The 22,964-nt window shown below is 61.3% G+C and carries 22 protein-coding genes; 16 read left to right on the top strand and 6 right to left on the bottom strand.

What is annotated here, in order from left to right; translation table 11 throughout:
- Positions 1 to 62 precede the first annotated feature (62 nt).
- A complete protein-coding gene (locus AACW87_RS16305; RefSeq protein WP_241325553.1) occupies positions 63 to 500 on the top strand; it encodes a rhodanese-like domain-containing protein in 438 nt (145 codons plus the stop codon).
- Positions 490 to 1,218 carry a GNAT family N-acetyltransferase gene (locus AACW87_RS16300; protein WP_241325552.1) on the top strand — a complete coding sequence of 243 codons (729 nt, stop codon included), beginning with the start codon at positions 490 to 492 and terminating at the stop codon, positions 1,216 to 1,218. Before AACW87_RS16305 ends, AACW87_RS16300 begins: the two co-directional genes overlap by 11 nt.
- A 51-nt stretch (positions 1,219 to 1,269) precedes the next feature.
- On the opposite strand, the gene ybaK is transcribed toward AACW87_RS16300, so the two are convergent.
- The 3 genes from ybaK to AACW87_RS16285 all read right to left on the bottom strand — a co-directional run bounded on the left by ybaK (position 1,270) and on the right by AACW87_RS16285 (position 3,932).
- Positions 1,270 to 1,740 (bottom strand): Cys-tRNA(Pro) deacylase, encoded by a 471-nt coding sequence (gene ybaK, locus AACW87_RS16295; RefSeq protein WP_042868183.1) that lies wholly within the window; start codon positions 1,738 to 1,740, stop codon positions 1,270 to 1,272.
- Between the two features lie 220 nt (positions 1,741 to 1,960).
- Positions 1,961 to 3,226: an inorganic phosphate transporter gene (locus AACW87_RS16290; RefSeq protein ID WP_042868184.1), complete on the bottom strand. Its 1,266-nt coding sequence runs from the start codon at positions 3,224 to 3,226 to the stop codon at positions 1,961 to 1,963.
- A gap of 25 nt (positions 3,227 to 3,251) precedes the next feature.
- Entirely contained in the window at positions 3,252 to 3,932 is a 681-nt protein-coding gene (locus AACW87_RS16285) for a TIGR00153 family protein (protein WP_042653142.1), read from the bottom strand.
- A 169-nt stretch (positions 3,933 to 4,101) separates the two neighbouring features.
- Between AACW87_RS16285 and AACW87_RS16280 the strand changes: the two genes are divergently transcribed.
- Entirely contained in the window at positions 4,102 to 5,067 is a 966-nt protein-coding gene (locus tag AACW87_RS16280) for a CYTH domain-containing protein (RefSeq protein WP_241325551.1), read from the top strand.
- Positions 5,068 to 5,174: 107 nt separating this feature from the next.
- Here AACW87_RS16280 and AACW87_RS16275 read toward each other — a convergent pair whose 3' ends face one another.
- On the bottom strand, positions 5,175 to 5,642 hold the full coding sequence (locus AACW87_RS16275) for an energy transducer TonB (protein ID WP_043137134.1): 468 nt from the start codon (positions 5,640 to 5,642) through the stop codon (positions 5,175 to 5,177).
- 155 nt (positions 5,643 to 5,797) lie between these two features.
- Complete coding sequence (gene lpxL, locus AACW87_RS16270) at positions 5,798 to 6,721, bottom strand: LpxL/LpxP family Kdo(2)-lipid IV(A) lauroyl/palmitoleoyl acyltransferase (protein ID WP_241279663.1); 924 nt, start codon at positions 6,719 to 6,721, stop codon at positions 5,798 to 5,800.
- Positions 6,722 to 7,029: 308 nt separating this feature from the next.
- On the opposite strand from lpxL, the gene hldE reads away from it, so the two are divergent.
- Positions 7,030 to 8,457, top strand: a complete 1,428-nt coding sequence (gene hldE / locus AACW87_RS16265; RefSeq protein WP_103472152.1) for a bifunctional D-glycero-beta-D-manno-heptose-7-phosphate kinase/D-glycero-beta-D-manno-heptose 1-phosphate adenylyltransferase HldE — start codon at positions 7,030 to 7,032, stop codon at positions 8,455 to 8,457.
- Between the two features lie 169 nt (positions 8,458 to 8,626).
- Here hldE and tolC read toward each other — a convergent pair whose 3' ends face one another.
- Positions 8,627 to 9,952 carry an outer membrane channel protein TolC gene (gene tolC / locus AACW87_RS16260; RefSeq protein ID WP_098982054.1) on the bottom strand — a complete coding sequence of 442 codons (1,326 nt, stop codon included), beginning with the start codon at positions 9,950 to 9,952 and terminating at the stop codon, positions 8,627 to 8,629.
- A 306-nt stretch (positions 9,953 to 10,258) separates the two neighbouring features.
- Here tolC and nudF point away from each other — a divergent pair, with 306 nt between their 5' ends.
- The 12 genes from nudF (at position 10,259) to AACW87_RS16200 (ending at position 22,869) form a co-directional block, all read left to right on the top strand.
- Entirely contained in the window at positions 10,259 to 10,900 is a 642-nt protein-coding gene (nudF, locus tag AACW87_RS16255) for an ADP-ribose diphosphatase (RefSeq protein WP_241325550.1), read from the top strand.
- A 108-nt stretch (positions 10,901 to 11,008) separates the two neighbouring features.
- Positions 11,009 to 11,455, top strand: coding sequence for a DUF1249 domain-containing protein (locus AACW87_RS16250; protein WP_043554441.1), 447 nt, complete (start codon positions 11,009 to 11,011; stop codon positions 11,453 to 11,455).
- Positions 11,456 to 11,481: 26 nt separating this feature from the next.
- Positions 11,482 to 12,300: a 3',5'-cyclic-AMP phosphodiesterase gene (gene cpdA / locus AACW87_RS16245; RefSeq protein ID WP_241325549.1), complete on the top strand. Its 819-nt coding sequence runs from the start codon at positions 11,482 to 11,484 to the stop codon at positions 12,298 to 12,300.
- A gap of 13 nt (positions 12,301 to 12,313) precedes the next feature.
- Positions 12,314 to 12,901 (top strand): YqiA/YcfP family alpha/beta fold hydrolase, encoded by a 588-nt coding sequence (locus AACW87_RS16240; RefSeq protein ID WP_241325548.1) that lies wholly within the window; start codon positions 12,314 to 12,316, stop codon positions 12,899 to 12,901.
- Positions 12,902 to 12,903: 2 nt separating this feature from the next.
- Positions 12,904 to 13,527: an NUDIX hydrolase gene (locus tag AACW87_RS16235; protein ID WP_241325547.1), complete on the top strand. Its 624-nt coding sequence runs from the start codon at positions 12,904 to 12,906 to the stop codon at positions 13,525 to 13,527.
- Positions 13,528 to 13,564: 37 nt separating this feature from the next.
- Complete coding sequence (locus tag AACW87_RS16230; protein WP_241325546.1) at positions 13,565 to 13,969, top strand: GFA family protein; 405 nt, start codon at positions 13,565 to 13,567, stop codon at positions 13,967 to 13,969.
- 199 nt (positions 13,970 to 14,168) lie between these two features.
- Positions 14,169 to 14,411, top strand: a complete 243-nt coding sequence (locus AACW87_RS16225; RefSeq protein ID WP_043137108.1) for a DUF1656 domain-containing protein — start codon at positions 14,169 to 14,171, stop codon at positions 14,409 to 14,411.
- A complete protein-coding gene (locus AACW87_RS16220; protein ID WP_241325545.1) occupies positions 14,404 to 15,270 on the top strand; it encodes an efflux RND transporter periplasmic adaptor subunit in 867 nt (288 codons plus the stop codon). Before AACW87_RS16225 ends, AACW87_RS16220 begins: the two co-directional genes overlap by 8 nt.
- 1 nt (position 15,271) lies before the next feature.
- The gene (locus AACW87_RS16215; RefSeq protein WP_241325544.1) at positions 15,272 to 17,287 is read left to right on the top strand and encodes an FUSC family protein; all 2,016 of its coding nucleotides are present in this window, start codon (positions 15,272 to 15,274) and stop codon (positions 17,285 to 17,287) included.
- 116 nt (positions 17,288 to 17,403) lie between these two features.
- A complete protein-coding gene (parE, locus tag AACW87_RS16210; RefSeq protein ID WP_103472158.1) occupies positions 17,404 to 19,299 on the top strand; it encodes a DNA topoisomerase IV subunit B in 1,896 nt (631 codons plus the stop codon).
- Positions 19,300 to 19,447: 148 nt separating this feature from the next.
- Complete coding sequence (parC, locus tag AACW87_RS16205) at positions 19,448 to 21,742, top strand: DNA topoisomerase IV subunit A (RefSeq protein ID WP_241325543.1); 2,295 nt, start codon at positions 19,448 to 19,450, stop codon at positions 21,740 to 21,742.
- Positions 21,743 to 21,864: 122 nt separating this feature from the next.
- Entirely contained in the window at positions 21,865 to 22,869 is a 1,005-nt protein-coding gene (locus tag AACW87_RS16200) for an alpha/beta hydrolase family protein (RefSeq protein ID WP_241325542.1), read from the top strand.
- Positions 22,870 to 22,964: the final 95 nt, after the last annotated feature.

The raw sequence follows: 22,964 nt of genomic DNA, 5'->3' as shown, positions 1-22,964 counted from the left end.
GTCAGTCCGGTCAACACAGTCGTCACCACCCGGACTCGGGTCTGGTCACAAGGAGGTTTATCATGAGTCAGGTATTGAGCAGCGGGCTGGCCAGTGCGGCAGAGGCCAGCGCTTTCTTCGAGGCCCAGCTGGCCTATCGCACCGACCCGGCCGATCTGGCTGCCGATCTGCTGGCGGGCGAGGCGCGCATCGTCGTCATCGACACCCGCTCCGCCGGCCACTATGCCGAGGGACACATTCCCGGTGCCATCAGCTTCCCCCACGCCACCATGAACCCGGCGACCACGGCCGCATTGGCACGGGACAAGGTCTATGTCTGCTATTGCGACGGCATCGGCTGCAACGGCTCGACCCGCGGCGCCTGCAAGCTGGCGGCGCTGGGGTTTCAGGTCAAGGAGCTGATCGGCGGCCTGCACTGGTGGCGCCAGGACGGCTTCGCCGTCGCCACCGGCAACGAGGCGGGCGTGCTGCAAACGGGAGGGATCGCCTGTGGCTGCTGATATCCATCTGAACGAGTTCGGCCAGCCGGTCGGTGCGCCGCTGCCCGATTGGCGGGGTGCCGAGTTTCCGCCCCGCCGCCCTCTCAGCGGCTGGGGCTGCCGGCTGGAACCGCTGGATCCCGAGCGTCACAGCCCCGGCCTGTGGCAGGCCTTCAGCGCCGACAGCGGGGCCATGTGGACCTATCTGACCACGGGTCCCTACGCAGAGGAAGCGGATATGCTGGCCTGGCTGCGAGAGTGCGCCGCCAAGACAGATCCCCAGTTCTACACCATCTTCGATGAGCATGGTGAACAGCCGCTGGGGCTGGCCAGCTACCTGCGCATCGATCCCCTGGCGGGCAGCATAGAGGTGGGCTGGCTGCACTTCTCGCCGGCCCTGCAGCGCTCGCGGCTGGCGACGGCGGCCATGGCGCTGATGATGGCCAACGCCTTTGCCCTCGGCTACCGGCGTTACGAATGGAAGTGCAATGCCTTTAACCGACCCTCCTGGCAGGCGGCGCTGCGGCTCGGTTTCAGCTACGAGGGAACCTTTCGCCAGAGCCGGGTGGACAAGGGACGGGCGCGGGATACCGCCTGGTTCTCGGTGATCGACGGCGAGTGGCCGGCGTTGCAGGTCTGCTTTGCACGCTGGCTGGCGGAGGAGAACTTCGATGAGGCCGGCAGGCAGCGGTTGCGGCTATCCGAGCTGACCGCCGCTTGTCGTGCCAATAACGACTGACCCTGCAACATAACAGAGGCCCCGCCAGCGGGGCCTCTGCCGTTTCAGGCGTTACTCATGGTGCTCGCCGATGGGAGCGGCGATCCACTTCAGCAGGGTCAGCATGTCCTGTGGCGCCACCCCGACCGAGAGGCCGCGCTTGCCGCCGCTCACCAGGATCTCGTCAAACGCCATGGCGGAGTCGTCGAGCACTGTGGGCAAGAGCTTCTTCTGGGCCAGCGGGCTGATGCCGCCGACCTTGTAGCCGGTCAGCTTCTCGGCCTCGGCCGGTTTCATCATCTCCACCTTCTTCAAGCCTGTGGCCTTGGCCAGCTGCTTGAGGCTGCACATGCCCGACGAGGGCACTATGGCGACTACCGCCTGCTTGTCGTGATGGGCGACCAGGGTCTTGAACACCTGGGCCTCCGGCAGGCCGAGCTGGGTCGCGGCATGTTTGCCGAAATCGTCGTGAGCTTCGCACTCGTAGGGATAGAGTTTGTGGGGGATCTTGAGCTTTTTCAGCAGGTTGATGGCAGGAGTCATGATGGTTGCCTTGAATCGAATCGAATAAAAACAAGGCCAAACAGTCTGCGCCTGCCAGGCAGGGGATGCAAGCCGGTCGCAGCGGCAGGAGGTGGCACGCCCGACATTGTGAATAGAGACAGTGGCAGGGCCGTGTTGACCGCCGCCGACCCCTTGCTTCCCATGCGCCAGATATGAAAAAGCCCGGGTCAGTGACCCGGGCTGTTTGCTGTTGCGCGTATCAGGAGAAACAGGCTTGCAGCACGTAGAAGATGGCGATGGCCAGGATTGCACCTGCGGGCAGGGTGATGATCCAGGAGACCACTATGTTGCGCAGCACGCCCAGGTTCAGGGCGGCTATGCCACGGGCCAGACCGACACCCATCACAGCACCCACCAGGGTTTGGGTGGTGGAGATGGGCAGACCCGTGCCGGAGGCGATCACCACGGTCGCGGCGGTGGCCAGCTGGGCGGCGAAGCCACGGCTCGGGGTCAGATGGGTGATGCCGGTACCGACGGTGGCCATCACCTTCTCGCCCATGGTGGCGAGGCCGATGACTATGCCTATGCCGCCGAGCGGCAGGATCCACCAGGCGATGGTGGACTGACCGGCGATCTGGCCGGCGCTGTCGACGATGGAGACCACGGCGGAGAGCGGGCCTATGGCGTTGGCCACGTCGTTGGAGCCGTGGGCAAAGGCCATGGCACAGGCGGTGATCACCATCAGGATGCCGAATACCTTCTCCACGTTGGCGAAGTGCATCTTGCTGTCATCCTGCGGGTTGTATTGCTGGCCGCGAATATAGAGCCAGCCGGCAAATGCCACCGCGATGGAGATGACGATGGAGAGCAGGATCCCTTCGCCATCGCTCAGGTGTAGACCGACGTGGGTCAGCCCCTTCTTGATGGTCACCAGGCAGATCACCAGGGCGGTCAGGAACATGTAGAAAGGCACGTAGCGCTTGGCGTTGGCCAGGGGATCATCTGTGTTGAAGATGAGCTTCTGCACGCTGATGAACATGAAGTAGGCGATGATGCCCGAGATGGCCGGGGTGATGATCCAGGAGCCGACTATGCCGCCGAACTTGCTCCACTGCACAGCTTCCGGGCCTATGCTCACCACGGCGAAGCCGACGATGGCACCTATGATGGAGTGGGTGGTGGAGACGGGCCAGCCGAAGTAGGAGGCCAGGATCAACCAGGCGCCGGCCGCCAGCAGGGAGGCGATCATGCCGAGTACCAGCAGATCCGGGGTGTCGGCAAAGGCGTTGGTATCTATGATGCCGTTGCGTATGGTGGCTGTCACTTCGCCGCCGGCCAGATAGGCACCGGCAAATTCGAAGATCATGGCGATGATGATCGCCTGACGTATGGTCAGGGATTTGGTGCCGACCGATGTGCCCATGGCGTTGGCCACGTCATTCGCGCCTATCCCCCAGGCCATCAAAAAGCCGAACAAGGCCGCCACGAGCACCAGAGTAGTGCCGTAATTCGCGATAATGTCCATTAATAGTGTTTACCCAGTCAGTCGATTACGAACGAGCCAGCATCAGTTCCAGACGGGCGCCAACGCGCTCGGCCTGATCTGCCAGGTCACCTACCCATTCGAGGATCTTGTAGAGGAACATAACGTCGATCGGATTGTATTTCTGCTCAACGGCTTGCAGCTGTTGGCGCAGCCCGATCTGCATGGTGTCAGTATCGTCCTCGATAAGATCCAGCTGATGGATCATCTCGGCAACCATTTCAACTTCACGTCCTTTGAAGCCGGTTTCGAGCAGCTCATCGAGTTCTCCGATGGCTTTTTCGGCTTGGGCGGTCGCATCGATACAACGTTTGAGATAGGCCATGAAATCGGCACGCATCTCGGCAGGGAATTCCATTCGACGACCAAGCATGCGACCGGAGATGTCCTTGGCACGGTTGGCAATCTTGTCTTGCTGGGTCAGCAGCTCCAGCAGGTCGGTACGGGCGACCGGCAGGAACAGGCCGCGAGGCAGTTTCAGACGAATTTCACGCTTGAGGATGTCCGCCTCTTTTTCCAGCTGGGCTATCTGCTGCCGGATCTTCTCGGCATCTTCCCAACGGTCTTCGGCAACGGCGTCAAAGAAGGGAATGAGCTGCTCGCAGCACACGTGAACCTTGACGATATGCTTCTGCAGCGGCTTGATGGGGGACTTGGCAAAAAGCCCCAAAATAGTATTTACTGGCATGGCCAAACCTGTGTCGGTGAAAAAACACTCGATACGATTTTATGAGGGGCGCATGGTAACCGAACTGCGCCATCAATAAAACCGTGAATTAATCCTGATGTATCGCAGGCATTATATCCTCGCGCTCCACATCATGCCCCCCAAAGTTGCCTGCCAGCCCGGAATGACTATGCAAACTGAGATCGAGATAAAGTTTTTTGTCTCACAAGATATTCAACAGCCACTATCCAAGCTTCTGAATTCACTTGAAATTATATCAAGCTCCCAGGTCGAGCTCGGCAATGTCTATTTTGATACGCCGGCCCTGGATTTACGTCGGCTGGAAATGGGATTGCGGATTCGTCGCAGCGATGATTTTGCCGAGCAGACGATTAAATGTCGGGGCCAGGTGGTGGGGGGATTGCATGCCAGGCCCGAATATAATGCCCCCGTACATGGCGATGTGCCCCTGCTTGCGGCTTTCCCAGCCGAGCTTTGGCCGAGTCTGGTGGTGCGCGACGACATCCAGGCCAGGCTGGTTGCCCAGTTCAGGACCGACTTCCTGCGCCGCCACTGGCTGGTCGCCTTCGAGGGAGCCGAGATCGAGCTGGCCTGGGATCAGGGGGAGATCGTCGGTTCGCTGGGCAAGACCTGTATCGATGAGCTGGAGCTGGAACTCAAGTCCGGCGACGCCCGCGCCTTGTTCGGGTTGGCGGAGCAACTGGCCGGGCTCGGCGGGGTCAGGCTGGGGGCGCAATCCAAGGCGCAGCGCGGCTATCTGCTGGCGGGGCTCGGCAAGCCGCTGGCGCTGCAATCCTTGCCGGCGATCAATGGGACCGACGCCGCCATGGGCATCACCGCGGGCCTGCAACATTGGCAACATCACGAGCAGTACTGGCTGGAGCAGGCGGACCCCGAACAGCGACGCCTGGCGTTGCAAGAGATCCGGCAAGGGGTTGCGCTCATCGTCGAGGCTGCCGCTCCGCGGGCGCCAGTGTGGCTGGCGGAGCTGACCGATTTGTCGACTCATCTGGCCTTGTTGGCCCAGGCACCGGCCGACGCCGGGTGGCAAGCGACCCTGTCGACACTGTTCCATCGCGCCGACTATGTGCGGCTGCAACTGGCCATCGCCGCCTGGCTGCACGCTGGGACATGACATCCGTGCCTTGCAGGGCGTGGCGGCGATGAACAACTGTGATAACGAAAAAGGTGAGCCTGGGCTCACCTTTTTCATGTGGGATGCCTAGCCAGGCGGGGCTTTGCTCAGACCTGGGTGTAGACCTGCCCCGTGCTGCGAACCATGTCCTCACCCTGGCAGAGCTGCGCCAGCCCGCTGGTGTCACAGGGCTGGCCGTTATGCTCGATACAGAATTCGAACCGGGTCTGGGACTTGACGGGAAGATGGCCCGGATTGGCAGCGGTTGCCTGCCATTGCCACTGCTGCAGCGTCTCCATGGCGGCTTCGCTGAATGTGTCGTCACTGCGGGCCAGCACGCGGATTTGCTCGGCCCGGCCCGCTTCATTGATCACGTACTCGAGCGAGGTACACCCCATCTTCTCGGCCAGTATGGCTTCCTTGGGGTAGCGGGATTCGTTCCTGCTGAGAGGGCTCCACTGGGCATTCACATCCGTGATCTTGCTCAGGGGGAGAGAGGTGAGGTGCACGCTCTGGGTCTGGTGACTGCAACCTGTCAATGCGCACAGGGCGCCCACTAAAAGAGTGGCTTTCATGTTCGCTTCCCTTCGTTCGTTTTATTGTTCCTGGCGGGGCCCGGCCCGCCGCTCGGCACTGCCATTAATAAAATATCCAGCCACGAATGAAAACCCTTTCCGGGCTGCAGGCCATAAAAAACCGCCTCGCGGCGGTTTTTTCATCCCTTTTTGACTCAGTAGTAGCCAGCGTCATCCGGATTGGGCCGGGTCTTGAAACGACGGTGCAGCCACATGTACTGCTCGGGGGCCTTGCGAACCGCCGCTTCTATCTCCCTGTTGGCGCGGGTGGCGTCGGCCAGGTCGTCACCACTGGGGTAATCGGCCAGCGGTGCTCCGATATGCAGGGTGTAACCCTCGCTGGTGCGGATGTTGTAGCAGGGCAGAGTGACGGTATTTTTCACCCGCGCCAGGGTGGCTGTGCCCGTGATGGTGGCGGCCTGTTCGACCGCGAAGTAGGGCACGAACACGCTGGCGTGGCTGCCGTAGTCGTGATCCGGCGCGTACCAGAGGGCGTCGCCGTTGCGCAGCGCCTTGATCATCCCCTTCACGTCCATGCGGTCCACCAGATACTTGTTGGAGGCGCAGCGACCGTGGTACTGGGCATACTCCAGCACCGGATTGGTGTTGGGGCGGTAGACGCCGACCCCGGGGCGCACCAGGCCGAAGCAGCGGGCGTTCAGCTCCAGCGTCAGGAAGTGGCAGGAGAGCAGCAGCATGCCCTGCTTCTTCTCCATGGCGGCGATGACGTGTTCTTCCCCTTCCACCTTCATCAGGTTGCGCATCCGCCAATCCGGCCAGAACCAGGCCATGCCCACCTCGAAGATGGCGCAGCCGACGCTCTCGAAGTTGGCCTTGAGCAGCTTCTCCCGCTCATCCTTGGTCAGCTCGGGCATCGCCAGTTCCAGGTTGCGGCGGGCAATTTTGACTCGGGATTTCAGCAGCTTGCGGGCGAGACGACCCAGTTGACGGCCCAGCCACATCTGGCTGCGCCAGGGCAGCAATACCAGCAGCCAGAGCAGGCTGAGGCCGAACCAGCTGCCCCAGTAGCGGGGGTGGAACAGATGGGGGTCGAGGCGGGGAGCATTATCGTGGGCCATGAAAAGTCTCTTGTTCGCAATCGCCATGCACCGGGGCAAGCCCGGTCGAATAAGGGGAGGCGATAAAGGCACGTGGGTATCCTGAGCGGATAGTTTTACTCGCAATCGGGGGATTCTAGCCGAAAAGCGGGGTCGGGGGCGAATGGCTATGTGCTGGTCAGAGGGGCTGCTTGCCTCTGATCCGCGTGGCGCGGACTGTAACTATGAGTTTCCTTAAATGGAAACCACAGGTTTGCTTTTTCTACACCGTAGAAAAGAGTGTGATAAAATCCGGGACTGAATTTTTCAGGTTTTGAGAGTCGATACAGATGAAGATCACCCTGCCCGAGTTTGAAAAAGCCCGCGTTCTGGTCGTTGGCGATGTCATGTTGGACCGCTATTGGCATGGCCCCACCGGCCGGATCTCGCCCGAGGCCCCGGTGCCCGTGGTCAAGGTTGAGCACATTGAGGAGCGCCCGGGTGGCGCCGCCAACGTGGCCCTCAACTCTGCCGCCCTGGGCGCCCATGCCGTGCTGCTGGGCCTGACCGGTCAGGATGAGGCCGCCGATGCGCTGGCTGGCCAGATGGCTGGCGTCAAGGTCGCCTGTGATTTCGTTCGTCTGGCCGACTATCCGACCATCACCAAGCTGCGGGTGTTGTCCCGCAACCAGCAGTTGCTGCGTCTGGACTTCGAGGAAGCGTTCCACGATGTCGATGCCACTCTGCTGATGAACAAGGTGGAGCAGGCGCTGCCGAACAGCGACGTGATGATCCTCTCCGACTACGGCAAGGGTGCCCTCAACGACGTACCCGGCATGATCCAGCGTGCCCGCGCCGCCGGCATTCCCGTACTGGTCGACCCCAAGGGGACCGAGTTCGAGAAGTATCGCGGCGCCACCCTGCTGACCCCCAACATGTCCGAGTTCGAGGCCGTGGTGGGCAAGGTGAAGGGTGAAGAGGATCTGGTCGCCAAGGGACTCGAGCTGGTCAAGCGTTTCGAGCTGGAGGCCCTGCTGGTCACCCGTTCCGAAAACGGCATGACCCTGATCCGCGAAGGTCAGCCAGAGCTGCACCTGCCGGCCCAGGCCCACGAGGTCTACGACGTGACAGGTGCCGGTGATACCGTCATCTCCACCCTGGCCACCTCGCTGGCCGCCGGCATGAGCCTGGACGAGGCCTGTGCCCTGGCCAACACCGCCGCCGGTATCGTCGTCGGCAAGCTGGGTACCTCCACCGTCAGCCCGGTCGAGCTGGCCAATGCCCTCTACACCGAGCAGGAGACCGGCTTTGGCGTCATGTCCGAGGCTCAGCTCAAGGTTGCCGTGCAGGCTGCCCGCCTGCGTGGCGAGAAGGTGGTGATGACCAACGGCTGCTTCGACATACTGCACGCCGGCCACGTCTCCTACCTCGCCAATGCCGGCAAGCTGGGGGATCGCCTGATAGTGGCGGTCAATACCGATGACTCGGTCCGTCGCCTGAAGGGGCCGGGTCGCCCGGTCAACTCGACCGACCGTCGCATGGCCGTGCTGGCCGCGCTGGGCGCCGTGGACTGGGTGGTGCCCTTCGCCGAAGATACGCCCCAGCGGCTGATCGCCGAAGTGCTGCCCGACCTGCTGGTCAAGGGCGGTGACTACAAGCCGAAGGATATCGCCGGTTACGACGAGGTGACCGCCAACGGTGGCGAGGTGCGCGTGCTCAACTTCGAGGATGGCTGCTCCACCAGCGACATCATCAAGACCATCCGCGAACGCGGATGAGTCAAAACCCGGCTCAGGCCGGGTTTTTTATGTCTGGCACGCGCCAGAGCGCGTAAGTGACACCTAGCGGCACCAGCCTGCGGCAAAGCAACCGGCCGCTGCGGGCAACAGCGCAGATAACGAAAAGGCGACCCTGAGGTCGCCTTTTTCATGACATGAGCTGCGGGGCTCAGGACTTCTTGGTGACCTTGGCGGCAGGCATCAGCCCCTGGTTCACCTCTTCCAGATCCTTTTGCTCAAGTGTGCCGGCGGCCTGCTTGAGGGAGAGGATGCTGAGGATGTAGTTGTAGCGGGCTTCGGAGAGCTTCTGCTTGGCCTGGTACAGCTTGCGGGTGGAGTCCAGCACGTCGACTATGGTGCGGGTGCCGACCTCATAACCGGCCTCGGTCGCCTTGAGGGCGCTGTCGGCGGAGATGACGGACTGGCCGTAGGCGCGTACCGAACCTATGCTGGCGTTCACGTTGTTGTAGGAGGAGCGAACCGTGCTCTGCACAGAGCGGAAGCTGCGCTCCAGCTGCTCGCTGGCGGCCACGTAGTTGAACTGTGACTGCTTGACCTGGGAGGTGGTCGCCCCACCCGTGTAGAGCGGCAGCTTGAAGTTCAAGCCTATGTTGCCCTGATTGCTGTTGCTCTCGGGGTTGCGGATCTCGTCCTTGTAGTCGTTGTAGCTGGTGGAGAGACCGGCGCCCAGATCTACGGTCGGCTCATGACCCGTCTTGGCCAGATCGATCTGCTCCTTGGCGATGTCCTTGCCGATGCGGGCACTGTGCAGTTGCAGGTTCTTGTCCAGCGCCAGCTCCAGCCACTTGTCGGAGTTGAACGGTGTCTTCTGCGGGGTGAAGCGCTCGGTGTTGAGCACGTCCAGCTGACGGTGGTCTATGCCGGTCAGTTCACGCAGGCTCTCGTAGCTGTTGTCCAGGGTGTTTTCGGCATTGATCTCGTCCGCCAGCGCCTGGTCGCGCTCGGCCTCGGCCTCATGCACGTCCGTGATGGCGGTCAGGCCCACTTCGAAGCGCTGCTGGGTCTGTTCCAGCTGGCGTTCCACCGCGGCCTTGTTGGCGCGGACGAACTCCAGAGTGTCCATCGCCTTGAGCACGTCGAAATAGGCCTGGGAGGTACGCAGCATCAGGTTCTGGACTTCGAGGTTGTAGGCCACGTCAGACTGGGTGGCGCTCTTCTCGGTCAGATCCAGGTTGACCCAGTTGCTGCGGCGGTAGATGGACTGATCCAGCGAGAGGGAGCCGGTGGCGTTGCTGTTGGTCTGGGTGTCACCCTTGTTCTGCAGGTAGTTCAAACCGGCACCCAGATTGATTTGGGGCAAGAGGGCTGCGCGGGATTCGTTGATCTTCTCGAAAGCCTGATCACGCTTGGCCTTGGATTCCAGCAGTTGGGTGTCCTTGATCTGAGCCTGTTGGTAAATATCGAGCAGGTTTTCGGCATGGGCGCCGGCGCTGACGCCCAGCAACACCATGGCTGACAAGAGTGTTCTTTTCATAGATCGTTTTAACCTTATGTATTAACCCAAAGCTGTCGCTGGATGAAGGAGGGGTATTGTCACTGAGCAAGCTTGATTTCAGCTTAATCACTCTACTATAAGCAAAATTTTATGATAACTGTCTCTTTTCCAGCGACAGGAACGTCAAGCACGAGGGGGAGTTTTCTCCCCCTCGTGCCTAGCCAAATGCCCTGTGGCTGCTAAAATCCATCCCTCATCTCCGTCGGGAACGAGTGAATGAATGTTCATTCATGTTCTCGGATTTTATGGTCAAACCGAGCCAAGTCAAGCTGGCGGGAGTCTCGTATGTCGCAGCAAGCCTTGCCCCAAACCCGTCACTATTCTGCCGATGATGTAAAAATTATCGAGAAATCATCGGGATATAACGGCTTCTTCAAAGTGAACGTCTATCGCCTGCAGCACAGGTTATTTGCGGGAGGCTGGAATGAACCCATAGTGCGCGAGCTGTTCGAGCGCGGCCATGCCGGCGCCCTGCTGCCCTATGATCCTGTGCGCGACCAGATAGTGCTGGTGGAGCAGTTCCGCATCGGCGCCATCGAGACCAGTCCCACCCCCTGGCTGCTGGAGCTGGTGGCCGGCATCATAGATGAAGGGGAAACCGCCGAAGCCGTGGTGCGCCGTGAGGCGGTGGAAGAGGCCGGGATCGAGGTGGGTCGCTGCGAGCATGCCATCAGCTATCTGGTGAGCCCGGGTGGCAGCACTGAGCGGATCGAGGTCTATGTGGGCGAGGTGGATGCCAGCAAGGCCGAGGGGATCCACGGTCTGGCGGAGGAGGGCGAGGATATCCGGGTGCACGTGGTGAGCCGCGAGCAGGCCTATGCCTGGCTCAAAGAGGGACGCATCGACAACGCGGCCTCCGTCATAGCGCTGCAGTGGCTGGCCCTCAATCACGGCGAGCTGCGGGCTCGCTGGCTGGCGGGGCGCTGAGGTGGCACTCGTTCACACCCAGACCAGGCGTTATGTGCCTGATTTGATGTCCTTGCAGCGTACCTGCGAGGTGAATTACTCACGGGTGTTGATTGATGGAGCTGCGAGATGCCGTTGGTCCAGAGCCCGATGAAACGCTATGTGCCTGATTTGATGTCCTTGCAGCGAACCTGCGAGGTGAATTATATGGCCTTGATGAAACTGTTGCCGCCGGGTGGCACAGTCGGGGCCGAGCGCCGTTATCAGGTGGGCAACGGCCTGCAGTTCCAGCTCACCGTCAGCGAGGAGAGCCGCTTCACCAGCCAGGTGATCCTGGCCCAGCACAACCCGGAATTGCCGAGCTACTTGCAGGCTCGCATCGAGATTCGTTTGTATCATGATGTGCGGATGGCGGAAGTGTGTGCGGCGCAACAGATTTCGAGGTTGCAACCACGTTATGATTATCCCAATAAAAAAATGCACCAGCGGGATGAAAAGGAGCAGGTAAATCTGTTCCTGGCCGATTGGCTAAAATTTTGTCTCAGACATGGTACCAGCCTGATAAACATCCTCTAGTTGAACTTATAAAAAGAAGCGTGATTTTGGAAACAGAGCTACCCCAGGCGCAGGACGGCAGTGTGCGCCTGTTACAAATTACCGACACCCACCTCTTCGCGAGTGCCGAGGGGCGGCTATTGGCCGTGCGCACCGCGGAGAGCCTGGCTGCCGTGCTGGAGCGGGTGCAGGCCAACGATCATCCGTTTGATCTGATCCTGGCGACCGGCGATCTGTCGCAGGATCACAGTCCGGAATCCTACCAGCGCTTTGCCAGCATGATGGCCCCGCTGGCACGCCCCATCTACTGGCTGCCCGGCAACCATGACGACGCTCCCCTGATGACCGAATACCTGCATGCGGCCGGCATCAGCGAGGCCAAGCAGCTGGTGGGCGAGCACTGGCAGGTGATACTGCTGGATACCCAGGTACGCGGCAAACCTCACGGCGTGCTCGGCGATCACCAGCTGGCGGCGCTGGACAGCGCACTGCGCCAGCACCCCGAGCGTCATGCCCTCATCGCCCTGCACCATCAGGCCGTGCCTGTGGGTTGCGCCTGGCTGGATCAGCACAATCTCAAGAACGCCGACGACCTGTTCGCCGTGCTGGCCCGTCATCCCCAGCAGAAAACCATCTTGTTTGGTCATGTCCATCAGGAGTTTGACGAGGTGCACCGCGGGGTGCGGCTGATTGCCAGTCCCTCTACCTGCATCCAGTTCAAGCCGCTCAGCGATGGTTTCGCGCTGGACGAGTCAGGTCCGGGCTGGCGCTATCTCACCCTGCATCCGGATGGCCGGGTCGCGAGCCAGGTGTGGCGTCTGCCGGTGGGGCAGTTTGTGCCCGACCCCGATGCCACCGGTTATTGAGGAGGCCGCTTCCATGACCTCCGTTTTGCTTTATCTGCACGGTTTCAACTCATCACCCGGCTCGGCCAAGGCGCAGCAGATGGCTGCCTGGGTAGCGGCGCACAGGCCCGACATAGAGGTGATCATCCCGGCCCAGCCCAATACGCCGGCGGCGGCCTGGGTGGCCATAGCGCAGACCATTGAAGCGGCCAGCGCCCGTCACGGTAACCGCCTCAAGCTTGGCGCCGTGGGCAGCTCACTCGGCGGTTTTATGGCAACGAGAGTCAGTGCCTTGTATGGCTGCCGTGCGGCCCTGATCAACCCGGCGGTGCGCCCTCACGAGCTGCTCTGCGACTATCTGGGCCCCCAGACCAATCCCTATACCGACGAGCGCTACGAGCTGCTGCCGGCCCACATGGACGAGCTGAAGGCGCTGGCGGTGCCGGTAACCGCCCCCGAACGGCTCTGGATCCTGCAACAGCAGGAGGATGAGGTGCTCGACTATCGCAAGGCGCTGACCGAATACCGCTTTGCCCGCCTCTCGCTGGAGTGCGGTGGCAATCACGCCTTCACCGGGTTCGAGCGCTATCCCGCCCAGATCATTCGTTTCCTCGGGCTCTAGCCATGCAACCGCCGTTGGCCGCCTTTCTGGAACAGGTGCTGGCCACGGCGCAGGCCGGCCTCACCTATTCCAGGGATCCCTTCGATATCGGCCGTTTCGAGGCACTCAGAGCGGCCACGGTCGCCCTGATTGCCAATCAGAGCGAGCTGGATCCCACCGCCATTTCAGCATGGATCGCCCTCGATAGCGGCTATCCCACTCCCAAGCTGGATGTGCGGGCGTTTATTCAAAACGATGACGGCCATATCCTGCTGGTGCAGGAGCGCAACGACGGCTGCTGGACCCTGCCGGGCGGCTGGTGCGACATAGGTGACTCGCCGGCCGGTGCCGTGGTGCGCGAGGTGGCCGAGGAGACGGGGCTCGCCTGCCGGGCCGTGCAACTGTTGGCGTTGTTCGACAAGCTCAAACACCCCCATCCGCCCCAGTTGCCCCACGCCCACAAGGCCTTCTTCCTGTGCGAGGTGACGGGGGGCCAACTGCTCACCGAGACCGACGAAACCCGGGGCGCTGCCTACTTCGCCCTCGATGCCCTGCCGCCGCTCTCCCTGCACAGGGTGTTGGCATCCCAGCTGCGTATCCTGCATGCTCATCTGCAGCAGGGGCGGCGCGAGACGCTGTTCGATTGAGACGACAGGGCCCGGCGCCCGGCGGCAAGGAGGCTGCATGATAAAACGCATCGGCAACACCCCCATTGAAGAGAAACACAAGGCCAGCTGTCACTGCGGGGCCGTGGTGCTGGAACTCAGCCTGCCGGATGGGGTGGTGGATCCGCGCCGCTGCGACTGCTCCCTCTGCCGGCGGCGTGGCGCCATCGTCGCCTCGGTGCCGCTCTCGGGCATCCGCATCCTGCAGGGAGAGGCGGTGCTGAGCTGCTACCAGTTCAACACCCGCACCGCGAAACATTACTTCTGCAGCGTCTGCGGCATCTACACCCATCACCAGCGTCGCTCCAATCCGGCCGAGTATGGCTACAACATCGCCTGTCTCGAGGGGGTGAATCCGTTTGAACTGGGGGAGGTACCGACGCGAGACGGGGTGCATCACCCTGCGGATCGCCCAACCCGTTGAGAACAGGATGACACCCTCGCCTGCCTCTGAAGGATCAACCCGTTCGAGCCGGTGAAGTGCCGCTGCGCGACTGGGTTTACCACCCGGCCGAGTGGTCTGACCGCAAGGGAGCCATCTGCTCCTGTAGCACTGGAAATGGCTGTGTTAACCTTGGCGGGTCTGCTCTGGTGCAGACCCTGGCCGACTTTTCTGCCCTTCTCTGCCAACAGGGAGCACGCTTGTGACGACCCCTTCAGCGCTGCCGGATCTGATACTGGGCGCTTCTCTCTACTTTCCACCCCTGTTCAAGGCCGTGCTGTTCGGTCTGCTTGGCTGGTTGCCTGTGCATCATCTGCTGCGTGACTGGCTCTATGGCGGGGATGTCTGGCATCCCCTGCTGATGGATCTCTCCCTGTTTATCCTCGCCGTCAGTGGCGCTTTCTGGATCCTGTTACATGGCTAAATCACCCCTCGCGACCCTCAAATACTTCTCCACCCTGCTGGTGTGCGTCCTGGCGCTGGCGGCGGGCTGGTGGCTGTGGAACTACTACATGCAGGGCCCCTGGACCCGGGATGGCAAGGTGCGGGCCGAGCTGGTCAGCATCACCCCCGAGGTATCGGGCAAGATCATCAAGATAGCGGTCAAGGACAACCAGCTGGTGAAGACGGGAGAGCTGGTCTTCACCCTGGATCCCGAGCCCTACCGGATTGCCCTCGACAACGCCAGCGCGGTGCTCGCCAAGGCCAAATCGGATCTCGACAAGGCCGAGCACGAGGCGACGCGTCGCCGTGGCTTGTCGAATAACGTCATCTCGGCGGAGGCCGGGGACGAGGCACGGCTCAATGCCCAGGCGATGAAGGCGGCCTATCAGGTGGCCCAGGCCAATCTGGAGCAGGCGCAGTGGTCCCTCGCCAAGACCCAGGTGCATGCCGCGAGCGACGGTTACATCACCAACCTGCAGACCCGGGTCGGCAACTATGCCAGCGCCGGGGTGCCGCTGGTGGCACTGGTGGATATCCACTCCTTCTATGTGCAGGGCTATTTCGAAGAGACCAAGCTCAGGCGCATAGCGCCGGGCAAGCCGGCCGAAGTGGTGCTCTACAGCGGGGATCAGACCCTGCGCGGCGAGGTGGAAAGCATAGGACGCGCCATTCACGATCAGAGCGTGGACGGTGGCAGCAGCCTGCTGCTCGACGTCAAACCGAACGTGCCCTGGGTGCGGCTGGCCCAGCGGGTGCCGGTGCGGATCCGCCTGCTGGATGTGCCGCCCGAGCTGGCCCTGATCGCGGGCACCACCTGCACCATCACCATAGGGGAATGAGGTGAGTGCAATCGGGTCACTCTGGCGCCGGACCCCCTGGGGCAAGGCCAGCGGTGGCCAGTGGCGTTATGCCCTGCGCAACAGCCTGGCCATGTGCCTGTCGCTCTGGCTGGCGTTTGTCTTGCAGCTGGATGCCCCTTACTGGGCCATGACCTCGGCCGCCGTGGTGAGCTTTCCCACCGTGGGCGGGGTCATCAGCAAGAGCCTGGGGCGGGTGGTTGGCAGTCTGATTGGCGCCATGGCGGCCGTGGTGATCACCGGCCTTGGCATCAGCGATCCCTGGTTGTTCAGCTTTCTCATCGCCCTCTGGCTCGGGCTCTGCACCTACATCTCCAACCACTATCAGAACAACGTCTCCTACGCCTTTGCCCTGGCGGGCTACACGGCCGCCATCATCGCCTTCTCCTGCGTCAACGTGGTCGATCCGCACCATATCTTCGACATAGCCCAGGCCCGGGTGAGCGAGGTGATCATCGGCATCCTCTGCGGTGGCCTGATGATGATGATCCTGCCCAGCACCTCCGACAGCGAGACCCTGCTGCAATCGCTGCGCAAGAGCCAGAGCCGTCTGCTGGAACACGCCCAGCTGCTCTGGCTGGGGGAGGCCAACCCGGATGTGCGCAGCGCCCACGAGGGGCTGATCGGCCAGATCCTCACCATGAACGTGCTGCGCATTCAGGCGGTGTGGAGCCACCACCGGCTGCGCCGCCACAACAAGCTGCTCAACTTCCTGCTGCACCGCCAGCTGCGGATCATCAGCCTCATCTCCAGCCAGCGCCGCATGCTGCACAACTGGCCGGAGCAACCGGCGGGCATTCAGGCGCTGCTGGCCAGCCTGCTGACCGAGCTGGGCAAGCCGGCGTGCGACAAGTATCGCATCGCCCGCCTGCTGGCTCCGTTCGCGCCGACTGCAGGGGGCGATTATCGTCACCGCACCTTCTGGCTGCGGCTGCGTCACTTCTGCTGGAGCTATCTGGAGTGCCAGCGCTGGCTGAGCCGGCTGGAACAGTATGACGATCGGGAGTGGCCGGCCCCGCCGCGCCACACCTCTCTCACCAGCCACACCGACAGCTATGAGGCGGCCTACAACGGTGGCCGCACCTTCCTCTGCGTGCTGCTGGGTTGCGCCTTCTGGATCCACAGCCAGTGGGATCTGGGGGGGACTGCGCTGACCATGCTCTCTATCTGCTGCGTGCTCTACTCGGCGACGCCGGCGCCGGCCAAGGGCGTCAACACCATGTTGCAGGCTATTTTGCTGCTGAGCCTGGTCTGTTTCGCGGTCAAGTTCGGCCTGATGATCCGCATCGACGACTTCTGGCAGTTCTGTGCCCTGCTGTTTCCCGTGCTGGTCACCATGCAGATGTTCAAGCTGCAAAAGCCCAGGATGGCTGTGCTGTGGGGTCAGCTCATAGTGCTGCTCGGCTCCTTTCTCTCCATCACCAACCCGCCGAGCTACGACTACTCGTTGTTCATCAATACCAGCATCAGCCAGGTGCTGGGGGTGATGGCGGCCGGACTGGCGTTCCAGGTCCTGCGGCCGAGCTCGGATCGGCGCAAGAGTCGCCGCATCATGCGTATCCTGCGCCACGACTTCATGGATCAGCTGGCGCCCAGGCCACAGCAGAGCGAGAGCCAGTTCGAATCGCGCATCTATCACGGCATCAGCCAGCTCAGCCAGAGCCAGGATCAGACGGCCAGGCTCTGGGTGCTGCGCTGGGGCGTGGTGCTGCTCAACTGCAGCCACATCGTCTGGCAATTGCGTCAGTGGCGTGGCGACGATCAGCCGCTCTACCTGGTGCGAGACGCCTGCATTCGCTGCCTGCGAGGGATCCTCACCGAGCGGGGGGTGCAGCATGACTCCCTCGAACGGACGCTGGCCGAGCTGCAACGCATCAGCCAGGGGCTGGCTCGTCATCGGGATCCGGCGGCGCTGGATCTGGCTGGCATGGTGTGGCGGCTGCACAGCTCTCTCTCCCAGCTGCAGCAGGCGCTGCCGGTGGCGTCAGCCGCGACCTGAGTCCGGACTTGGGCCTGGCCGGCCCCTGTCTGGATCACCCTTTCCCGCAGTCGGGTTTGTCCAAGGCTCTCCCAACGAGTAAGATTCTCCCCAAACGTCAATTCGCAAGGCCCTCCATGTCCACTCAATACAATGCGGATGCCATTGAGGTCCTCAATGGCCTCGAACCGGTGCGTCGTCGCCCCGGCATGTACACAGACACCACCCGGCCCAATCACCTCGGCCAGGAGGTCATCGATAACAGCGTCGATGAGGCGCTGGCGGGCCACGCCCGTACCCTGGAGGTGACCCTGTTTGAAGACCAGTCCCTCGAGGTGATCGATGACGGCCGCGGCATGCCGGTCGACATTCACCCGGAGGAGGGGGTATCCGGTGTGGAGCTGATCCTCTGCAAGCTGCACGCGGGGGGCAAGTTCTCCAACAAGAACTATCAGTTCTCCGGCGGTCTGCACGGGGTGGGCATCTCGGTAGTGAACGCCCTCTCCGATCGGGTCGAGGTGACGGTGCGCCGCGACGGCCAGGTTTATGACATCGCCTTCGAGCGCGGTGACAAGGTGCAGGAGCTGACCATTACCGGCACCTGCGGGCGCCGCAACACAGGCACCCGGGTGCGCTTCTGGCCGCAGGCGAGCTATTTCGACTCGCCCCGCTTCTCGGTCACCAAGCTGGAGCACCTGCTCAAGGCCAAGGCCGTGCTCTGCCCCGGCCTCACCATCAAGTTCCTCGACAAGAACACCGGCATCAAGCTGGAGTGGTGCTACGAAGATGGCCTCAAGGATTATCTGGTCGATGCGGTCAAGCAGTTTACCTGCCTGCCGGAGCAGCCTTTCGTCGGCGCCTTCAGCACAGAGCAGTCCGCGGTGGACTGGGCCCTGTGCTGGTTGCCGGAAGGGGGCGAGTGCCTCGCCGAATCCTATGTGAACCTGATCCCGACGCCGCAGGGCGGCACTCACGTCAACGGCCTGCGTCAGGGCCTGCTCGACGCCATGCGCGAGTTCTGCGAGTTCCGCAACCTGCTGCCGCGCGGGGTCAAGCTGACCCCGGAAGACATCTGGGATCGCTGCGCCTACATCCTCTCCATCAAGATGCAGGATCCCCAGTTTGCCGGCCAGACCAAGGAGCGGCTGTCGTCGCGCCAGAGCTCGGCCTTCGTGTCGGGGGTGGTGAAGGATGCCTTCAGCCTGTTCCTCAACAGCAACACCGAGCTGGCGGAGCAGATCGCCGAGATCTGCATCAGCAGCGCCCAGCGCCGGTTGCGCGCCGCCAAGACTGTGGTGCGCAAGAAGATAACGCAAGGCCCTGCCCTGCCCGGCAAGCTGACCGATTGCAACTGCGCCGACCCCATGCAGGGGGAACTCTTCCTGGTGGAGGGTGACTCCGCGGGCGGCAGCGCCAAGCAGGCGCGGGATCGCGAATTCCAGGCCATCATGCCCCTGCGCGGCAAGATACTGAACACCTGGGAGGTGGAGGCCGGTCAGGTGCTCGCCTCGCAAGAAGTGCACGACATCTCTGTGGCCATAGGCCTGGATCCGGACTCCGAAGATCTCTCCGGCCTGCGCTACGGCAAGGTGTGCATACTCGCGGATGCGGACTCGGATGGTCTGCACATAGCCACCCTGCTGTGCGCACTGTTCGTCAGGCACTTCAGAACCCTGGTCAACCATGGCCACGTCTATGTGGCCATGCCGCCGCTCTACCGGATCGACATCGGCAAGGAGGTGTTCTACGCCCTCGATGAGGACGAGAAGAACGGCGTGCTGCAGCGGGTCGAGGCCGAGAAGAAGAAAGGCAAGGTGATGGTGACCCGATTCAAGGGTCTGGGCGAGATGAACCCGAAACAGCTGCGGGAAACCACCATGGATCCCAATACCCGCCGCCTGGTGCAGCTCACCATGGGCGAGCTGGAGGAGGGGGACGAGACCCTGCAACTGATGGACATGTTGCTGGCCAAGAAGCGTGCCCCGGATCGCCGCGAGTGGCTGGAAGAGAAGGGCAACCTCGCCATCATCTAAGCCGTCGGCCACCTGCCGACCCGCATTTCAGGCGAGCCCTCTAGGGGCGCGCCATAGCAAGAGAAAAACATATGAGTGATGCTATCGAGCTCAGTCTGTTGGATGAAGTAGAGCGCCAACCAGCTCCCGAACCGAAAGAGATAATCACATGAGTGATGCTATCGAGCTCAGTCTGGATGGGGTAGAGCGCCAGCCGATGCGCGCCTTTACCGAGCAGGCTTACTTGAACTACTCCATGTACGTCATCATGGATCGGGCCCTGCCGCATATCGGCGATGGCCTCAAACCCGTGCAGCGGCGCATCATCTACGCCATGAGCGAGCTGGGGCTGTCCGCCCTCTCCAAGCACAAGAAATCCGCCCGTACCGTGGGTGACGTGCTGGGCAAGTACCACCCTCATGGCGACAGCGCCTGTTATGAAGCCATGGTGCTGATGGCCCAGCCCTTCTCCTACCGCTACCCGCTGGTGGACGGTCAGGGCAACTGGGGGGCGCCGGACGATCCCAAATCCTTCGCCGCCATGCGTTATACCGAGGCGCGGCTGTCGCGTTTCTCCGAGCTGCTGCTCTCCGAGCTCGGCCAGGGCACAGTGGAGTGGACGCCGAACTTCGACGGCACCATGAAAGAGCCGGTGGTGCTGCCCGCTCGCCTGCCCCACATACTGCTCAACGGCATCACTGGCATAGCCGTGGGCATGGCGACGGACATTCCGCCCCACAACGCGCGGGAAGTGGCCTACGCCTGCGCCGAGCTGCTCGACAACCCCAATGCCGGGCTGGATGCGCTGATGGCGCACATTCAGGGGCCGGACTACCCGACCAGCGCCGAGATCATCACGCCGCGCGATGACATCCGCAAAATCTACGAGACCGGCAAGGGCTCCATCAAGCAGCGGGCGGTCTGGAACGAGGAGGATGGCGACATCGTCATCACGGCGCTGCCCCATCAGGCTTCCGGCGCCAAGATCATGGAGCAGATCGCCGCCCAGATGGTGGCCAAGAAGCTGCCCATGGTCACCGACCTGCGGGATGAATCGGACCACGAGAACCCGACCCGTCTGGTGATCATCCCCCGCTCCAACCGGGTGGACATGGAGGCGCTGATGGCCCATCTGTTCGCCACCACGGATCTGGAGAAGAACTACAGGGTCAACCTCAACATTCTGGGGTTGGACAACCGGCCGCAGGTGAAGACCCTCAAGATGATCCTCTCCGAGTGGATCACCTTCCGCCGCGAGACGGTGCGCCGTCGCCTGCAGTATCGCCTCGACAAGGTGCTGGCTCGCCTGCATATCCTCGAAGGCTTGCTGGTGGCCTATCTCAACATCGACGAGGTGATCGAGATCATCCGCACCGAGGATGAGCCGGGCAAGGTGATGGTGGAGCGCTTCAATATAAGCGAGACCCAGGCCGAGGCGATCCTCGAGCTCAAACTGCGCCACCTGGCCAAGCTGGAAGAGTTCAAGCTGCGCGCTGAGCAGGACGAACTGGCCATAGAGCGCGACAAGCTGGAACTGCTGCTGGGCTCGGAGCGTCGCCTCAACACATTGCTCAAGAAAGAGCTGCTGGCGGATGCCGAGAAGTACGGCGACGATCGCCGCACCCCGCTGGTGGAGCGCGCCAGCGCGGTAGCCTTGACCGAGAAAGAGCTGACCCCGAGCGAGCCGGTCACCGTCATCCTGTCGGGTGCAGGCTGGGTAAGGGCCGCCAAGGGCCACGATGTGGACGTGGCAGGCCTCTCCTACAAGGCGGGGGATGGCTATCTGGCCCACGCCTGCGGCCGCAGCAACCAGCAGGCGGTGTTCCTCTCCACCCTGGGACGCACCTATGCGCTGGAGGCTCACACGCTGCCATCGGCCCGCAGTCAGGGCGAGCCACTCACCGGCCGCTTTGCGCTGGGCGCAGGGGAAGAGGTACGCCATCTGGTGATGGGCAACGAGGGGGAACCCTATCTGATCTGTTCGGATGCCGGTTACGGCTTCGTCTGCACCTATGACGATCTCATCGGCAAGAACAAGAACGGCAAGGCGCTGCTGACGGTGCCGGAAGGGGGCCTGGTGATGGCTCCCCAGAAGATTGGCTCGCCGGAGACGGATCTGTGCATGGCCATCTCCAACGAGGGGCGCATGCTGCTGTTCCCGCTCAACACCCTGCCGGTACTCGGCAAGGGCAAGGGCAACAAGCTGATCAGCATACCGTCGGCGCGGGTCAAGGCGCGGGAAGAGTTTATGGTGATGGCCGCCATTATCCCGCAGGGGCAATATGTCACCCTGTTTGCCGGCAAGCGCAAGCTGACCCTCAAACCCTCGGATCTGGACTACTACCGCGGCGAGCGCGGCCGCCGTGGCGCCAAGCTGCCCCGCGGTTTGCAGCGCGTCGATCGCATCGAGATTGAACCCGCTGCCGGTGCTGAGCCGGCCGCGGAGGAAAGTCAGGAAGGGTAGTCAACGGATCTATACAAGATGGGAGCGAATTATTCGCTCCCATTTTTTTGTTAAAAATGACTCCTCATGGCGATAGTGGTAGCGTGTCGTCCCAATGTCGATTGGATCAGAAAGGATATCTGATGAGGCTTTTTTTCCGTTATTTTTTACTTTGTGCAATATGTACGTGCAGTGCCTTGTCATCCTTCGTCGTATCGGCTGAATATACAGGGTTTAAGCGTCTCATAGTGACAGATCCTGTAGGCGGAAAGCCGATGGATGCCGTATATTTCTACCCCGGTGTGGCTGCAGAAAACACACCAACTACGATAGGCCCTTATCAAATAGCGGCAAAAAAGGCGCTGGATATAGTACCAGGCCGCTATCCAGTCATAGTTATCTCACATGGCAACGCCGGTAGTTTGTGGAGTCATCATGACCTTGCCACAACTCTGGCTCGGCAGGGCAATATTGTTGTTACCCTCACTCACCCTGGTGACAACTACAAGGATCAGACTGGGGCGGGGGCCATTAGTTCATGGTATGGCCGCCCATTACAAATTTCTGCCGCCATTACAGCAGTAACTAATAATGCAGAGCTAGCTGCATATGTTGATGTAGATAAAATAGCATTTATTGGTTTCTCTGCCGGTGGTGCAACAGGATTGTTGTTAAGAGGAGGAGAAATTGATTCAGGACGCTATGAAAATTATTGTCGTAAATATGAAATGAAAGCTATATGTTCGACCAAAGGGATCATCATCAATGATCATTCTGGTTTAGTTGTGCGCCCCGACTCGAGAATCAAGGCATGGGTTTTCATGGCTCCGGTGAGTATGGCACTTTCTCCCCACTCACTAAAAAGAGTGATTGAACCTACCCTTATTTTTACTGGTGATCAGGATGAAGAGCTTTCTTGGGAGGAAAACTCGAGAGAGCTGGCCAAAATGTTGGCTGCAGAAAATGAATTTCAGGTAATACACAATGCCGGTCATTTTGTTTTTCTCTCACCGTGCTCTGCTCAATTAAATAAAATGGCCCCGGCTATTTGTAATGATGCATCAGGAATAAACAGAGAGCATATACATGCGGTAATTAACGGTAAAATTTCTGAATTTCTCAGCCGAGTGTGGCTTAAATTGAAATGACAACGTGTCTGGTGGCGAAGCGTAATCAGCGTTCGAAAACGATAGCAGCCGGATTTTGGTATCTTGAGAAGTCAACGCAATCTGTTGAGGCTTTA

The sequence above is a fragment of the Aeromonas sp. MR7 genome (genome assembly GCF_963899385.1).
GTDB lineage: Bacteria > Pseudomonadota > Gammaproteobacteria > Enterobacterales > Aeromonadaceae > Aeromonas > Aeromonas bestiarum.
Note: the sequence above shows the minus strand (reverse complement) of the source record. Positions and strands in the feature narration are given on the sequence as shown.

Coding starts and splice junctions, on each gene's coding strand:
- AACW87_RS16305 (WP_241325553.1), top strand. CDS start 63: ATGAGTCAGGTATTGAGCAGCGGGCTGGCCAGTGCGGCAGAGGCCAGC.
- ybaK (WP_042868183.1), bottom strand. CDS start 1,740: ATGACTCCTGCCATCAACCTGCTGAAAAAGCTCAAGATCCCCCACAAA.
- AACW87_RS16290 (WP_042868184.1), bottom strand. CDS start 3,226: ATGGACATTATCGCGAATTACGGCACTACTCTGGTGCTCGTGGCGGCC.
- AACW87_RS16285 (WP_042653142.1), bottom strand. CDS start 3,932: ATGCCAGTAAATACTATTTTGGGGCTTTTTGCCAAGTCCCCCATCAAG.
- AACW87_RS16280 (WP_241325551.1), top strand. CDS start 4,102: ATGCAAACTGAGATCGAGATAAAGTTTTTTGTCTCACAAGATATTCAA.
- AACW87_RS16275 (WP_043137134.1), bottom strand. CDS start 5,642: ATGAAAGCCACTCTTTTAGTGGGCGCCCTGTGCGCATTGACAGGTTGC.
- lpxL (WP_241279663.1), bottom strand. CDS start 6,721: ATGGCCCACGATAATGCTCCCCGCCTCGACCCCCATCTGTTCCACCCC.
- hldE (WP_103472152.1), top strand. CDS start 7,030: ATGAAGATCACCCTGCCCGAGTTTGAAAAAGCCCGCGTTCTGGTCGTT.
- tolC (WP_098982054.1), bottom strand. CDS start 9,952: ATGAAAAGAACACTCTTGTCAGCCATGGTGTTGCTGGGCGTCAGCGCC.
- nudF (WP_241325550.1), top strand. CDS start 10,259: ATGTCGCAGCAAGCCTTGCCCCAAACCCGTCACTATTCTGCCGATGAT.
- AACW87_RS16250 (WP_043554441.1), top strand. CDS start 11,009: ATGCCGTTGGTCCAGAGCCCGATGAAACGCTATGTGCCTGATTTGATG.
- AACW87_RS16240 (WP_241325548.1), top strand. CDS start 12,314: ATGACCTCCGTTTTGCTTTATCTGCACGGTTTCAACTCATCACCCGGC.
- AACW87_RS16235 (WP_241325547.1), top strand. CDS start 12,904: ATGCAACCGCCGTTGGCCGCCTTTCTGGAACAGGTGCTGGCCACGGCG.
- AACW87_RS16230 (WP_241325546.1), top strand. CDS start 13,565: ATGATAAAACGCATCGGCAACACCCCCATTGAAGAGAAACACAAGGCC.
- AACW87_RS16220 (WP_241325545.1), top strand. CDS start 14,404: ATGGCTAAATCACCCCTCGCGACCCTCAAATACTTCTCCACCCTGCTG.
- parE (WP_103472158.1), top strand. CDS start 17,404: ATGTCCACTCAATACAATGCGGATGCCATTGAGGTCCTCAATGGCCTC.
- parC (WP_241325543.1), top strand. CDS start 19,448: ATGAGTGATGCTATCGAGCTCAGTCTGGATGGGGTAGAGCGCCAGCCG.
- AACW87_RS16200 (WP_241325542.1), top strand. CDS start 21,865: ATGAGGCTTTTTTTCCGTTATTTTTTACTTTGTGCAATATGTACGTGC.